This window comes from Ferrovibrio sp. GW821-FHT12E11 (assembly GCF_058806975.1).
This window is the reverse complement of sequence record NZ_JBXAQG010000001.1, coordinates 1,177,474-1,191,295: the sequence shown is the minus strand read 5'-3', so window position 1 is coordinate 1,191,295 and position 13,822 is coordinate 1,177,474. Positions and strand designations below refer to the sequence as shown.

Here is a 13,822-nt window from a genome sequence, read left to right as displayed (position 1 = left end):
GGGCCCCGGAGAACAGCCTCCGCCCGGCGCTTTTGTTAGAGGATATCGCTTCTGTGAACATGTTCGGTCGTAACCTGGCTTTGTGGGTCATCATCGGTCTTCTGGTGGTGGCGCTGTTCAACCTGTTCCAGGGCCCGAGCGTGCGCGGCGGCAGCCAGGCGCTCGCCTATTCCGATTTCCTCAACGATGTCGCCAACGGCCAGGTCACCGATGTGACCATCCAGGGCGGCAACACCGTCACCGGCCATTTCCGCGACGGCCGCCTGTTTTCCACCTACACGCCCAACGACCCGACCCTAGTCTCCAAGCTGACCGAGCGCGGCGTGCGCGTGACGGCCGCGCCGCCCGAAGAGGGCAACACGCTGGTCAATATCCTGATCTCCTGGTTCCCCATGCTGCTGCTGATCGGCGTGTGGATCTTCTTCATGCGCCAGATGCAGTCCGGCGGCGGCAAGGCCATGGGCTTCGGCAAGTCCAAGGCGCGCCTGCTGACCGAGCGCCATGGCCGCGTCACCTTCGAGGACGTTGCCGGCATCGAGGAAGCCAAGAGCGAACTCGAAGAGATCGTCGACTTCCTGCGCGACCCGCAGAAATTCCAGCGCCTGGGCGGCAAGATCCCCAAGGGCTGCCTGCTCGTCGGCCCGCCCGGCACCGGCAAGACCCTGCTGGCCCGCGCCATTGCGGGTGAAGCCAACGTGCCCTTCTTCACCATCTCGGGTTCCGACTTCGTCGAGATGTTCGTCGGCGTCGGCGCCAGCCGCGTGCGCGACATGTTCGAGCAGGCCAAGAAGAACGCGCCCTGCATCATCTTCATCGACGAAATCGACGCCGTCGGCCGCCATCGTGGCGCCGGTCTCGGCGGCGGCAACGACGAACGCGAGCAGACGCTGAACCAGCTGCTGGTCGAGATGGACGGCTTCGAGGCCACCGAGGGCGTGATCCTGATCGCCGCCACCAACCGCCCCGACGTGCTCGATCCCGCCCTGCTGCGTCCGGGCCGTTTCGACCGCCAGATCGTGGTCCCCAATCCCGATATCATCGGCCGCGAGCACATCCTGCGCGTCCATATGCGGAAAGTCCCGCTGGGCCCGGATGTCGAGCCCAAGATCATTGCCCGCGGCACGCCTGGATTTTCGGGTGCCGATCTCGCCAACCTGGTGAACGAAGCCGCGCTGCTGGCGGCGCGTCGCAACAAGCGCGTCGTCACCATGGCCGATTTCGAGCATGCCAAGGACAAGGTGATGATGGGCGCCGAGCGCCGCTCGATGGTGATGGGCGAAGAGGAAAAGCGCCTCACCGCCTTCCACGAGGCCGGCCACGCGCTGGTCGGCCTGCATGTGCCCAAGCATGATCCGCTGCACAAGGTGACCATCATCCCGCGCGGCCGTGCGCTGGGCGTCACCATGTCGCTGCCCGAGAAAGACCGCCTGTCGATGTCGCAGCTCGAACTGGAATCGCGCCTGGCGATGATGTTCGGCGGTCGCATGGCCGAGGAGCTGGTCTTCGGCAAGGAAAACATCACCACCGGCGCGTCGAACGACATCCAGCAGGCCACCGGCCTCGCCCGCCGCATGGTCACCGAATGGGGCATGAGCGACAAGCTCGGCCGCCTGCGCTACTCCGACAACGAGGAAGAGGTCTTCCTCGGCCATTCGGTGACGCAACGGAAGAATGTCTCGGACGCCACCGCGCGCCTGATCGATGAGGAAATCCGCACCATCATCGACACCGCCGAAGGCACCGCGCGCCGTATCCTGACCGACTATCGCGCCGATCTCGACAAGATCGCGCTGGCGCTGCTCGAATACGAGACGCTGTCGGGCGACGAGGTCCGCGCGCTGCTGCGTGGCGAGCCGATCGTGCGCACCGACGACCGCACGCCGACGCCGGGCAGCGACAGCGGCCCGCGCTCGGCGGTGCCGACGTCGAGCCGTGGCGGCAGCAAGCCCGGTTTCGAGCCGGAGCCGCAGCCGGGGGCGTAAGCAGCCCGGCGCCTGATACTTTTAAGCTGTCGTGCCCGGACTTGATCCGGGCATCCACGAAAACGCCCGGTCGCAAGCCGGGCGTTTTTCTTTGTCCTGATCTGCGCTCTTTCCACCCCACAGGCCGTCACCCTCGGGCTTGTCCCGAGGGCCCATCCCAGCCATCCGCGCATCGGACCGTACAAATGGACCCTCGGAATAAATCCGAGGGTGACGATCTCTGGGAGCGTGCGCGTTTATATAAACCGTCACCCCGGGCCTGACCCGGGGTCCAGTTTTTTGTGCCGTTACTTCGCCGCCTCCGCCGCCGGCGCGGCCATCGCCCTGGCGAGGAACTCCGCAATCCAGCGCATGCCGGTATCGTCCGTCGTCGCCGGCGCCTGGGCCATGCCGGGCTGCGCGGTCTGCTGCGCCATGCAGTCGATCAGGTCGGTGAGGTACGCCTGGCTGAATTCGGGATGGAACTGCACGGATAAAATCGGCGCATCGGTGTAGCGCAACGCCGCAAAGGCGCAGGCCGCGCTGCTGGCCACCACCTCCGAACCCGGCGGCTGCACGACGATCTGGTCCTGATGAAAGGCTGGCATCGCCACAGTCCGGCTCTCGCCGCCGAGCGTGGTGCTGTACTGCTCCATGCCGATACGAAAGCCGATAGGGGCTTTCTCCACCCGGCCGCCCAGGGCCTCGGCGATGATCTGGTGGCCGAAACACACGCCCGCCATCGGCCGTTTCAGCCTGGCCGCCGCGCGGATGAAATTTTTGAGCGGTTCGATCCACGGCAGGTCGTCATAGACGCCGTGGCGCGAGCCGGGGATCAGCCAGGCCTCGCAGTCCGTCGGCGCGCCCAGAGCCTCGCCGTTCACCACCGAGATGGTCTCGAAGCGGGCGGCGGGCAGCAGGGGCCCGAGCTGTGCCGCGAACATCGCGGGATAGCTGGTGTACTGCGCTTGCAGCGGCGCGGGCACCGGCCCGCATTCAAGGATGCCAATCTTCATCGTCACGCCGGAATGGTTGCACTTCTCATTAAGGGTACTTCTTCAGTAATTATCCGGCCACTGCGCGCGGGGCTGCTGGTCCTAGTTCATTTATAAAACGACTGGCATGCAAATAGGCGACTCCTCGGCGCGAACCCGCAGGAGCAATATTAGCGCCCATTGCCTCTGCCATACCCATTCTTTGAGAATAGGTAATGATAAGGCTGCCGGGCTTTCCTTGTGCTGGAGTCGACTTGACTCTAGTTATTCCAACATAGAAAAGCCTGCGCTGCTCTTCAATCTCGGAAACCTGTTGGGCCGCCGGAAGGTCATGAGCGGGCTGCCTTGGCAATAATCCGTCAACGCATCCAGCGATTATAGTGACGGGCGAGCTAAGTCCTTTGCTCTTGTGCAAACTCATAATCCTTACGTCTTCAATCTCGGCTGGAATTTCGGGCTTTGTAATCGAAGTGGTGAGCTCCCTTAAGAATTCAACTCTATCTTCGCTTCCGATGATATTAATAATTTCTAGGGAAAGTGTCCGAATATCATTAATTTCCTCATCTCCTTCCGGAAAAAGGAAATCGATAACTCCATTCATGTTGGCATCCCTAAAAAGATTCTCTAGATGATTCAATTCTTCCTTTAACTCTGAAAATCTCTCCACGAGTTGCGCCGAGTACGGCAACCGTATTAAGCCAATTTCGATGTCCTGCAGAACGCCCCAAGGGGTTGCGCCATTTTGTTCGCAGTAGGCGCGCAAGCGCTTATAACTATTTGATCGCCAAGTGTCGCTGCCTAGCCCGAGTAGCCATCGCAAAGCCACCCGATCTTCTCTATTGATAAAAAGCTTCAATAGAGAGAATCTACGTTGAGCGGTCTCACTGTCTAATTCTGCCTCCGCATAATATGACCTTACTGGTATTCCGCGTAGCAAGAGGCCGTTGTAGATAGGCGTGCCGATTACGCCTCTTTGCGCTAGGACGAGTATGTCGCCGGGCGGCGTCCCATTCGCGACAAGATTTTGAATTAGTCCAGTAACTCCTAAAACTTCAGCATCTAGGTCTTGGTACTGGATGATGCGTACGTCGCCTGGTCCATTGGCTGCTATAGGAAGTAGCGGCCGTTGTATGAGGCGGTTATTGTGGGAGATAAGGCTGTTTGCCATGGCGACGACGGTCGTTGGACACCGGCGGCAATCTGCTAGATTGAGGTCGGCGGCTCCTCCATTTTCTACAATCCAATCACGGATACCCTCTGGGTGGGCGTGCTTAAAGCTATATATGGATTGATCATCGTCACCGACGATTAGGACTTCTGCTTGATCGGATAAGAGCGCAATAACCGCCTGTTCTGCTTTGTTGAGGTCTTGGTATTCATCTACAAGTATGTGAGCATATTCACTGCGCTCTTCAGCAGCTGGATTGCTAGCTAGATACTGATGCAATTGAGGTATTACTTCTCCAATCAACATGCATCCATGGAATCGGAGCCAGTAAACCAGATCATTAGAAAAGGCGCGGTCAGCATCGTTCTGAGCGAAGCCAGGTAGATCTTGTTGTAGTCGCGCCCATGCAGATTCGTATGCTTTGATTTTTTTCTGAACCTGCCGGGCGCCGCCGTGAGTTGCGGCCAAGTCGGCTTTTAGCGGCTTTACCTCGAAATCATTTAGCGGGCGCGGTGTCCTGCCCGTGGTATCTAAGACATGATTTCTCATTAGAAAACGGAGTGCTAGGCTGTGAAGAGTTGTTCCGACTAACTCTTCGCATCCAGGTACATCCATACTTACAAGTTCGCGATGTAAGTCTTCAGCTGCAACTCGAGTAAAGGTGACTGGCAAAATTTGATTTGGCGCGACGCCCGTTTCTAATAAGCGAGCGACGCGCCGCTTCATTGCGAATGATTTTCCGGTTCCCGGACCCGCTACAACACGGATACGGGGATTGGCAGATGCAGCGATTTCATAAGCGACCGTCCCGGCCACGAGGCCGTCATTCCATGCCATAGCTATGCCTCCCTCAATTCCCCATGAGTAGATTACTCAAGGAGAATGGGGGGTGGTTAATATTTTAGTGTCGAGCTTGATGTCGGCCTAAAATCGTATGCGGTGGCGTGGTCACCGCTCCGTCAGCGCCAGCTTCGCCCCCAGCGCCACGAAGGCCGCCGCAAAACTCCGCCGCAGCCACAGCAGCACGCGCGGCCGGCCGATCACATGGTCGCGCACGGCGGCGGCAAATAACCCATACAGCGCGAAGACAACAAAGGTCATCGCCATGAACACGCCGCTCAATTCCAGCATGCGCGCCAGCACCGCCGGGTCATCAGGGCTGACGAACTGCGGCAGGAAGGCGACGAAAAAGATCGACAGCTTCGGATTGAGGATGTTGATCAGGATCGCCTGCCAGATGATGCGGAGCGCCGGCTGGCCCCGGTCACCGGTGCTGCTGCCGCCAGCATCGTCCGCGCTCAGGCGCAGCGTGCCGCGGTCGCGCCACATCTGCACCGCCATCCACAGCAGATAGGCGACGCCGGCATATTTCACCAGGTCGAAGGCCAGCGCGCTGGCATGCAGCAATGCGGCCAGGCCGGTGATCGCCGCCAGCATATGCGGCACGATCCCGAGCGTGCAGCCAAAGGCCGCCACCACGCTGGCGCGGCCGCCACGCGAGAGGCCGGCGGCCACGGTGTAGATCATGCCGGTGCCCGGCGTGGCGACGATCACAAGCGCGATCAGCAGGAATTCGATGGTCATGGTGTCTCCGGCGCAGTCCGGCGCTCTGGTGCGCAGGCCTCAGCTTGCCTGCGGCGTCGGGAAACTTGCAAGGGGAAGACTTGCAGGAGGGCAGATTGGTGGGAGGAGCGTGCGGCCGGTGCCGCTGTCAGCGGCCAGGGGTCAGCGATCAGCGGTATACTGGAAATACGACAGCACGTGGTCGATGGCCGCGCCATCACCGGCCAGCGGACAATGGCAGTATTCCAGGGCCACCATCTTGACCGCATGGTTGAGCAGCGGCCGGCCCTGGTACAGCACGCTGTGGCCGCATTCCAGCACGGTCTGGCGGCGCTGCAGGGCGCTGTCGCTGCCGGGGATATCGGCCACGATCTCGTCGATATAGCGGCGCAGCATCGGCACCGGACAGGCGGTCAGCACATTTTCGCCAGCCACCCTGGTCAGGAAGCGCGGGGCAGCGCCGGTGCCAGTGCCGCTGCGCTCCACCTGCACCAGCACGATGCCGGGCAGCAATGCTGGAATCCGCAGCGGATCGAAGGCGCTCCGCCCCGGCAGCCGGTCGGCAGGGTGGATTTCGATCATATACTCGAGAAACCTGGCCAGCGCGCGCGACTGGGCCAGCGGCAGGAAGCCGTGCAGGGCCTGCAGGTTGGCCTCGGCCAGATCGGCCGGCGCGGCGGAGGCGGCCGGCGAAGGGGTGGGCGGGACGGTCATCGCGTGCTTATCCGCCCACGGCGCGACGCCAGCAAGGTTAATTCTTCATTCGTCCGGCCGGGCGGGGGGGGCGGGGATAAGGATCGCCAGGGTAAGGCCGGCCGACGGCTTGCTTTTTCGATGAGAACATGATAAGAACAAATGATCCGGCTGTCCGGCCAGATTTCGCCGATAGGTGGTAAAACCGGTTAACGCGAAGCCGAACGAAGCCAGACGAAGGCCAGGGAAGCCAAACGAAGCCCGGGCGAAGGCAAACGAAGCGAAACGAACGCAAACGAAGCCGAACGAAGCCGAACGAACAGGCGCGATTCCGGAATGACCCCGTGACAGCACATGCACCGATATGCGGCCTCGACTGGTCGCGGCCTTATGTCATGGGCATCGTCAATGTCACCGATGACAGTTTCTCGGGCGACGGCCTGAAGGCCGATGCCGCTGCCGCCATCGCGCAGGCCCGGGCCCAGGTCGCCGCCGGTGCCGACCTGATGGATCTTGGTGCGGAATCGACGCGGCCGGGCGCCGCCACCGTCACGCCCGACCAAGAAATCGCGCGCCTGCTGCCGGTGCTGGCCGGATTGCAGGATCTCGGCGTGCCGGTTTCGGTCGACACCCGCAACGCCGCCACCATGCAGGCGGTCTCGGCCGCGGGAGCGGCCATTCTCAACGATATTTCGGCGCTGGAAGGGCCGGGCAGCCTGGCGGTTGCCGCGCAAAGCGGCCTGCCGGTGGTGCTGATGCATATGCAGGGCGAGCCCGGCAGCATGCAGCAGGCGCCGCGCTATGCCGATGTGGTGGCCGAGGTGCTGGCCTATCTCGGCCATCGCATCGAAGCCTGCATCGCTGCCGGCATTGCGCGGCAGCGCATCATCCTCGATCCCGGCATCGGTTTCGGCAAAACCGTCGAACACAATCTGCTGCTGCTGCGCCATCTGCATCGGTTCCACGATCTTGGCTGTCCGCTGCTGGTCGGCGTGTCGCGCAAGAGCTTCATCGGGGCGGTGGCCGGCGCGGCCGATCCGGCAAAACGCCTGCCCGGGTCGCTGGCGGCGGCGCTGTCCGCCGTGGCGCAGACCCGCCCGGGGCAGGGCCTGATCCTGCGCGTGCATGACGTGGCCGAAACCGTGCAGGCGCTGAAGCTCTGGCGCGCAATCGCCGGCGATATGTAACAAGGCGTTACAGGCCGGGCTGCGGATTCGCTGCGTAAACGCTGCCGTTTTTGAATGGTCTGTGGCATAGTCCGCCGCAGCAAATTCGTAACGGGACCCGAGTCGCATGACCCGCAAATTCTTCGGCACCGACGGCATCCGCGGCCTGGCCAATACCGAGCCGATGACGGCCGCCACCGCGCTGAAAGTCGGCATGGCCGCCGGCGCGTTCTTCACCCGCGGCGATCATCGCCATCGCGTGCTGATCGGCAAGGATACGCGGCTCTCGGGTTACATGCTCGAACCGGCGCTGGTCGCCGGCTTCACCGCTGTCGGCATGGACGTCTTCCAGGTCGGCCCGATGCCGACGCCCGCCGTGGCGATGCTGACGCGGGCGCTGCGCTGCGATCTCGGCGTGATGATTTCTGCCTCGCACAATCCTTTCCACGATAACGGCATCAAATTGTTCGGTCCCGATGGCTACAAGCTGTCGGATGGCGCCGAGGCCGAGATCGAGGCGATGATCCTCGGCGATGCCGATCCGGCGCTGGCCGATGCGTCCAAGCTCGGCCGCGCCCGCCGCCTCGACGATGCCGGTGGCCGTTACGTGGAATTCGCCAAGGCGACGCTGCCCAAGGGCCGCACGCTCGCCGGCCTCAAAGTCGTGATCGACTGCGCCAACGGCGCCGCCTACAAGGTGGCGCCCGCCGTGCTGTGGGAACTCGAGGCCGAGGTGATCCCGGTCGGCGTCAAACCCGACGGCTTCAACATCAACCGCGACTGCGGCTCCACCCATCCGCGCGCCCTGCAGGAAGCCGTGGTCGCCCATGGCGCCCATGTCGGCGTGGCGCTGGATGGCGATGCCGACCGTCTGGTGATGGTGGACGAGCGCGGCCAGGTGATCGACGGCGACCAGCTGATGGCGGTGATCGCCGAAAGCTGGCTGCGCCAGGGCCGGCTGGAAAAAGGCGGCCTGGTCGCCACCGTGATGTCCAATCTGGGCCTGGAGCGGTTCGTCAACAGCATCGGCGTCGAGCTGATCCGCACCAAGGTCGGCGACCGCTATGTGCTCGAGGCCATGCGCGGCGAGGGCTACAATCTCGGCGGCGAACAGTCGGGCCATATCATCCTGTCGGATTTCGCCACCACCGGCGACGGCATCGTCGCCGCCCTGCAGGTTCTGGCGGCGCTCTGTGAATCCGGCAAGCCGGCCAGCGAATTCTGCCGCCGCTTCACGCCCTATCCGCAGCTGCTGCGCAATGTGCGCCATGCCGGCGGTGCACCGCTGGAGCAGGCGACAGTAAAGTCGGCCATCGATGCCGGCGAGAAGCGTCTGGGCAAGAGCGGGCGTCTGGTCATTCGCGCCAGCGGCACCGAACCGCTGATCCGCGTGATGGCCGAAGGCGAGGACGAGACGCTGGTGCAGACCGTGGTCGACGATATCGTCACCGCGCTGGAACAGGCGGCATGAACGTCGCGCCTCCGGCAGCGAAAAAAGGCCGCGTCCTCATCATCGCCGGATCTGATTCCGGTGGCGGCGCCGGCATCCAGGCCGATATCAAGGCGGTGACGGCGCTGGGCGGCTATGCTGCCACCGCGATCACGGCGCTGACCGCCCAGGATACCCGCACGGTCCATGATATCTTCGATGTGCCGGCCGCGTTCATCGCATTACAGCTGAAGGTCGTGCTGCAGGATATCGGCGCCGATGCGATCAAGACCGGCATGCTGCATCGCGCCGATATCATCGAAGCCGTGGTCGATGCGCTCGAACGCTATGCCCCGGATATTCCGCTGGTCGTCGATCCGGTGATGGTGGCCAAGGGCGGCGCCTCGCTGCTGCAGCCGTCGGCGGCCGATGCGCTGCGCACCAAGCTGATTCCGCGCGCCACCCTGATCACGCCGAACCTGCCCGAGGCCGCCGTGCTGTCGGGCCTGACCGTCGAGGCCGAGTCCGACATGGCGGCGGCGGCGGAAGCGCTGCTGCGGCTCGGACCCCAGGCCGTGCTACTGAAGGGCGGGCATCTCGACGGCGACCGGCTGGTCGATCTGCTGCAGGAAGGCGCGCGGGTCACGGCGTTTACCGATACGCGGCTGCAGACCACCTCCACCCATGGCACCGGTTGCACGCTGGCCTCGGCGATTGCCACCGGGCTGGCCTTCGGCCTGTCTCTGAAGGATGCCGTCACCGAAGCGCGCGCCTATGTGCGTCGCGCCATCGAGACCGCGCCGGGCTTCGGCCATGGCCACGGCCCGCTCAACCACGCGCATACCATCACGCGGATAAAAGTTTAAAGCAGCAGCGTCAGCAGCACGGCCACGATCAGCAGCAGCGGCGCCAGCGCGATCACCACGCGATAGGTCTGGCGTTCGGCGCCGGCGATGCCGGCAAAGGCGCAGGCCATGGCGATCTTGCCCGGGAAGAAGGGCGTGAACAGGCTGCCGGTCACGTTCTGCAGGGCACTGACCCAGACGACATTCGCACCGGCCGAGCCGGCCAGTGCCGCCTGCAGCGGCAGCATCAGGCTGTTCGATGCCGTGTTGCTGCCGGTGAGTCCGCCGGCGATGGCGGCAAACAGCGGCGTCGCCAGCAGGGCCTGTTCGCCGGCCACAGATTGCCAGGCGGTCGCCAGTTCTGCGGGAATGCCGCTAGCGGCCATCAGCCGCGCCATCACCAGGAAGATCAGCGTGGTGCCCATGGCGATGCGGCCGGCCTTCCAGCTCTGCGCCATGATGACGGGCCACTGCTGCGGCTTCAGCATGACCGCGCCATAGACCAGGGCCGTCAGCAGCAGCATCACGCCGGCCTGGTAGAGCCAGGGGAAGGCCGGCATGTCGGCAAAGGGCTGCGCCACGCCGTGGCTCTGCAGCAGATGCGACAGCGGCGCGATCAGCCGGGTCGACAGCAGCACGGTGAGCAGCAGCAGATAGGGCGCGGCGATGCGCAGCATGCGCTGCGGCGTCGGCCGGTTCGGATCCAGCGCATAGCCCAGCGCCAGCAACGGCGCGGTGGCGATCAGGCCCGCGGTATCCACCGAGGCATAGCGGTTGCCGAGCCACAGCAGGCCGAGCAGCGCCACGGTCCAGGCCAGATCCAGCGCCATGTTTTTCGCCGTAAGGCCGAGCTGCAGGCGCTGCGACCACCACCAGAACCAGCCGAGCAGCACGACCAGGAAGCCCGGCATCAGGCTGGCGCTGTAGAGCCCGAAGGTCTGCAGCGGCAGATGGCCCAATGCGGCCCCGATCAGCGTGCCGATGCCAAGCCCGCCCCAGGGCACCAGCAGCTGGCTCAGCACGCCCATGGCGATGGCGGGCAGCGGCGCGACGCCCAGGCGCAGCAGGCCGTGGATGGCCAGTGCATAGCCGACGCCGAAACCGATGGCGGTCTCGATCAGGCCACTGGCGATGAAGCAGAGGAAATAGGCCTGGCGATGCCGCGAGACGGCGACCTTCGGCGTCGTGGTCTCTGCCGCTGGCGGTGCGGCGGCCAGGATCACGTGATGCACGGTGAGGCCGGCGAAGGTGACGGCAATCGCATGCCAGGCCAGCCAGGCGCCTTTCAGGCTTTCCAGCGCGAAGAAGGGCAGCAGCGGCTGCTGTCCGTGCAGCGCCACGATGGCAGCGGGCAGGGTGGCGATCAGGCCGGCGAGACTCGCCTTGATCAGCGAGACGCGGCCGGTCGCCACCAGCCCGATCACGATGGCGATCGGCGCCAGATACAGCAGGATGGTCACAGGAACTCCGGACTAGACGATGGCCTGGCGGGCCTCCGGGCCACGCTCGATCAGGCTGCGCAGGCGGCGCAGGCCTTCGGCAATATCGCGCCGGTCGGGCGAGGGCGCCAGCGAGATGCGCACCCAGGGCGCCGGATTGGGCCGGGTATCGAGCAGGAACGACGTGCAGCTGGCGATCCGTACGCCCTGACCCAGCGCCTGGTTGGTGAAGGCATTGGGTTTCCACGGCGCGGGCAGTTCCAGATAGCAATGCAGGCTGGCCGGATTGCTGCGCAGCGTCAGGCCCTCGAAAGCCTCAACCGCCATGGCGTTGCGGATCGCGGCTTCCTCGCGCAGGCGTTCGACCAGGGCGGCGGCGGTGCCGTCCTCGATCCATTGCCGCACGATCTCCTGGTTCATGCGCGGATTGTTGACCGCGATGGCATGCAGGGCATCGGTGAACCGCTCGATCAGCGCCGGCGGCGCGGCGATCCAGCCCACGCGCAGGCCGGGCGCCATGCATTTCGAGGCACTGGTGATGTAGATGGTGCGTTCCGGCGCCAGCGACGCCACCGGCAGCGGCCGTTCGCGCACCAGGAAGCCGTAGACATCGTCCTCGATGATGGTGAGGTCGTATTTGCGCGCGACGGCGACGATGGCAGCGCGGCGTTCGGCGCCCATCATCACGGTGGTCGGATTATGGATGGTGGGCTGGATCAGGACCAAGCGACTGCCGGTGCGGCGTGCGGCCTCGGCCAGCGCCTCGGGGATCATGCCCTCGTCATCCATCGCCACGCCTTCCATGCGGATCGGGCGCTGCTGGGCGTTCTCGTGTACGCCGCCATAGGTCAGCGCTTCCACCAGCATGATCTCGTTCGGCATGGTCATCGCGGTGATGACGATGGCCAGCGCCTGCTGGGCACCGGCGGTGGCGATCACCTGTTCCGGCGCGACCACCAGCCCGGTGCGGGCGATCCACTGGGCGGCGGCGATGCGATGGGCCGGATCGCCCAGCGTGCGGCTGTAGCCGAGCAGGTTCTGCAGGCCGCGCTTGGCCGACAGCTTCTGCAGCGACCGCCGCAGCAGGTCTTCGTAATCGGGCAGGGAGGGTTCGTTGCGCGATAGTTCGATCACGCCCGGCGTGCCGAGACGGGCGATCTCCATCTGCTCGGGCGCGATGATCTCGCTGCTGCCCAGCATGGGGCCGGTCATCGGCGACGGGCTGTTGGTCATGCTGTCGATCGGCTTCACGAAAGTGCCGCGTCCGACTTCGCCTGAGAGCAGGCCCTTCTGCTCGGCCAGCATATAGCCGCGACTGACGGTGCCGACGGTGACGCCGAGCTTCCAGGCGAGGTTGCGCTGGGGCGGCAGCTTGGCGCCGACCGGCAGTTCGCCGGTCTGGACCGCAGCTTCGATGGCCGAGGCCAGCGCCTGGTAGCGCGGGCCGGGGAACTGTTCGAGATTGGGGATCCACATTGTCATGGTGACAATACTGCCATTGACTCAATGAGTGAGTCAATCAATTATCGCAATCACCCGGATTGACCGGGTTCAATCATTAGAATTGATACAAACAATGGAGCGTGTCATGACAAATTGGACCAGTACAATCGACCGGCCTTCCGAAATTGGCCCGGTCGAACGCGCGGGCAGCACGATCGGCCGGGTTATCGACCGCACTGTGACTGTCAGCGCCCAGGGCGCGACGTCGGTGGTGCTGATGCTGCTCGACTGGCAGCGCCAGGCCCGTGAACGGTCCGACCTGGAAGCCCTGCCGCCTGAGATTCTGAAAGATGTCGGGCTGACCCGTGCCGATGTGCATGCGGAAACCCGCAAACCGGTGTGGCTTCGATAACAAGTCCCGGTTCTACGCTTAAGCCCCCCGGCTGCCGGCGTCGCGCGGCATAGTTGCCCGCCGCGACGCCGGCTTTTCCCAGGCCATCCATGTCCGCTGTTCCGCCTGATTCCGTGTTCCTGCTGGCCCCGCTGGCGATCTTCGCCGCGGTCACCTCGATCACGCCGGGCCCGAACAACATCCTGCTCACCGCGTCGGGCGCCAATTTCGGTTTCCGCCGCAGCGTGCCGCATATGCTGGGCATCAGCATCGGCTTTCTCTCTCTCATTATCGTTTCCGGTCTTGGTGTCGGCGCGCTGGTTGCTGCCACGCCCTGGCTGCATGGCGCGCTGAAAATCGTCGGCGCCGCTTATCTGGTCTGGCTGGCCTGGCAACTGGCCCGTGCCGGCGCTGCCGACACGATGAGCCAAGCGCGTCCCATGCGGTTCCACGAGGCGGCACTGTTCCAGTATGTCAATCCGAAGGCCTGGATGATGGCGGTGGGTGCGATCGCCGCCTTCACCACGCCGGGCGGCGACTATGGCATCGAGCTGGCGCTGATCGCGGCGATCTTCACCCTTATCAATCTGCCCTGTGTTTCGCTGTGGGCGCTGTTCGGCGTCGGCATCGGCCGCTTCCTCACCGATGCGCGCGCCCGGCTGGTGTTCAATCTGCTGATGGCGGGCCTGACCCTGCTCTCCGCCCTGCTGCTGTTCGTGTAAGGAAGCT

At 64.2% G+C, this 13,822-nt stretch carries 12 protein-coding genes; 6 read left to right on the top strand and 6 right to left on the bottom strand.

From position 1 onward, the window contains the following. Window positions 1-53 precede the first annotated feature (53 nt). On the top strand, window positions 54-1,982 hold the full coding sequence (gene ftsH / locus AC1ROT_RS05870; protein ID WP_492969596.1) for an ATP-dependent zinc metalloprotease FtsH: 1,929 nt from the start codon (window positions 54-56) through the stop codon (window positions 1,980-1,982). 287 nt (window positions 1,983-2,269) lie between these two features. Here the strand turns inward: ftsH and AC1ROT_RS05865 are convergent, their stop codons facing one another. The 4 genes from AC1ROT_RS05865 to AC1ROT_RS05850 all read right to left on the bottom strand — a co-directional run bounded on the left by AC1ROT_RS05865 (window position 2,270) and on the right by AC1ROT_RS05850 (window position 6,401). Beyond that, window positions 2,270-2,977 (bottom strand): type 1 glutamine amidotransferase, encoded by a 708-nt coding sequence (locus AC1ROT_RS05865; protein WP_493001130.1) that lies wholly within the window; start codon window positions 2,975-2,977, stop codon window positions 2,270-2,272. Window positions 2,978-3,026: 49 nt separating this feature from the next. After that, complete coding sequence (locus AC1ROT_RS05860) at window positions 3,027-4,940, bottom strand: UvrD-helicase domain-containing protein (protein ID WP_492997734.1); 1,914 nt, start codon at window positions 4,938-4,940, stop codon at window positions 3,027-3,029. A 132-nt stretch (window positions 4,941-5,072) separates the two neighbouring features. Next, window positions 5,073-5,708 carry a LysE family translocator gene (locus AC1ROT_RS05855; protein ID WP_492997733.1) on the bottom strand — a complete coding sequence of 212 codons (636 nt, stop codon included), beginning with the start codon at window positions 5,706-5,708 and terminating at the stop codon, window positions 5,073-5,075. Window positions 5,709-5,849: 141 nt separating this feature from the next. Beyond that, window positions 5,850-6,401, bottom strand: coding sequence for a PAS domain-containing protein (locus tag AC1ROT_RS05850; RefSeq protein WP_492969600.1), 552 nt, complete (start codon window positions 6,399-6,401; stop codon window positions 5,850-5,852). Between the two features lie 323 nt (window positions 6,402-6,724). On the opposite strand from AC1ROT_RS05850, the gene folP reads away from it, so the two are divergent. The 3 genes from folP to thiD all read left to right on the top strand — a co-directional run bounded on the left by folP (window position 6,725) and on the right by thiD (window position 9,841). Beyond that, window positions 6,725-7,567 carry a dihydropteroate synthase gene (folP, locus tag AC1ROT_RS05845; protein WP_492997731.1) on the top strand — a complete coding sequence of 281 codons (843 nt, stop codon included), beginning with the start codon at window positions 6,725-6,727 and terminating at the stop codon, window positions 7,565-7,567. Window positions 7,568-7,673: 106 nt separating this feature from the next. Further along, entirely contained in the window at window positions 7,674-9,017 is a 1,344-nt protein-coding gene (glmM, locus tag AC1ROT_RS05840; RefSeq protein WP_492969602.1) for a phosphoglucosamine mutase, read from the top strand. Next, window positions 9,014-9,841, top strand: coding sequence for a bifunctional hydroxymethylpyrimidine kinase/phosphomethylpyrimidine kinase (gene thiD / locus AC1ROT_RS05835; RefSeq protein WP_492997729.1), 828 nt, complete (start codon window positions 9,014-9,016; stop codon window positions 9,839-9,841). Before glmM ends, thiD begins: the two co-directional genes overlap by 4 nt. On the opposite strand, the gene AC1ROT_RS05830 is transcribed toward thiD, so the two are convergent. Then, on the bottom strand, window positions 9,838-11,280 hold the full coding sequence (locus AC1ROT_RS05830; protein ID WP_492997728.1) for an L-lactate permease: 1,443 nt from the start codon (window positions 11,278-11,280) through the stop codon (window positions 9,838-9,840). The genes thiD and AC1ROT_RS05830 overlap by 4 nt on opposite strands. 12 nt (window positions 11,281-11,292) lie before the next feature. Further along, window positions 11,293-12,741 (bottom strand): aminotransferase-like domain-containing protein, encoded by a 1,449-nt coding sequence (locus AC1ROT_RS05825; protein ID WP_492997726.1) that lies wholly within the window; start codon window positions 12,739-12,741, stop codon window positions 11,293-11,295. Between the two features lie 106 nt (window positions 12,742-12,847). Between AC1ROT_RS05825 and AC1ROT_RS05820 the strand changes: the two genes are divergently transcribed. Then, window positions 12,848-13,114 carry a DUF1127 domain-containing protein gene (locus AC1ROT_RS05820; protein WP_492969606.1) on the top strand — a complete coding sequence of 89 codons (267 nt, stop codon included), beginning with the start codon at window positions 12,848-12,850 and terminating at the stop codon, window positions 13,112-13,114. A gap of 89 nt (window positions 13,115-13,203) precedes the next feature. Beyond that, on the top strand, window positions 13,204-13,815 hold the full coding sequence (locus AC1ROT_RS05815; RefSeq protein WP_492969607.1) for a LysE family translocator: 612 nt from the start codon (window positions 13,204-13,206) through the stop codon (window positions 13,813-13,815). Window positions 13,816-13,822: the final 7 nt, after the last annotated feature.

Coding starts and splice junctions, on each gene's coding strand:
- AC1ROT_RS05865 (WP_493001130.1), bottom strand. CDS start 2,977: ATGAAGATTGGCATCCTTGAATGCGGGCCGGTGCCCGCGCCGCTGCAA.
- AC1ROT_RS05855 (WP_492997733.1), bottom strand. CDS start 5,708: ATGACCATCGAATTCCTGCTGATCGCGCTTGTGATCGTCGCCACGCCG.
- AC1ROT_RS05850 (WP_492969600.1), bottom strand. CDS start 6,401: ATGACCGTCCCGCCCACCCCTTCGCCGGCCGCCTCCGCCGCGCCGGCC.
- glmM (WP_492969602.1), top strand. CDS start 7,674: ATGACCCGCAAATTCTTCGGCACCGACGGCATCCGCGGCCTGGCCAAT.
- thiD (WP_492997729.1), top strand. CDS start 9,014: ATGAACGTCGCGCCTCCGGCAGCGAAAAAAGGCCGCGTCCTCATCATC.
- AC1ROT_RS05825 (WP_492997726.1), bottom strand. CDS start 12,741: ATGACAATGTGGATCCCCAATCTCGAACAGTTCCCCGGCCCGCGCTAC.
- AC1ROT_RS05820 (WP_492969606.1), top strand. CDS start 12,848: ATGACAAATTGGACCAGTACAATCGACCGGCCTTCCGAAATTGGCCCG.
- AC1ROT_RS05815 (WP_492969607.1), top strand. CDS start 13,204: ATGTCCGCTGTTCCGCCTGATTCCGTGTTCCTGCTGGCCCCGCTGGCG.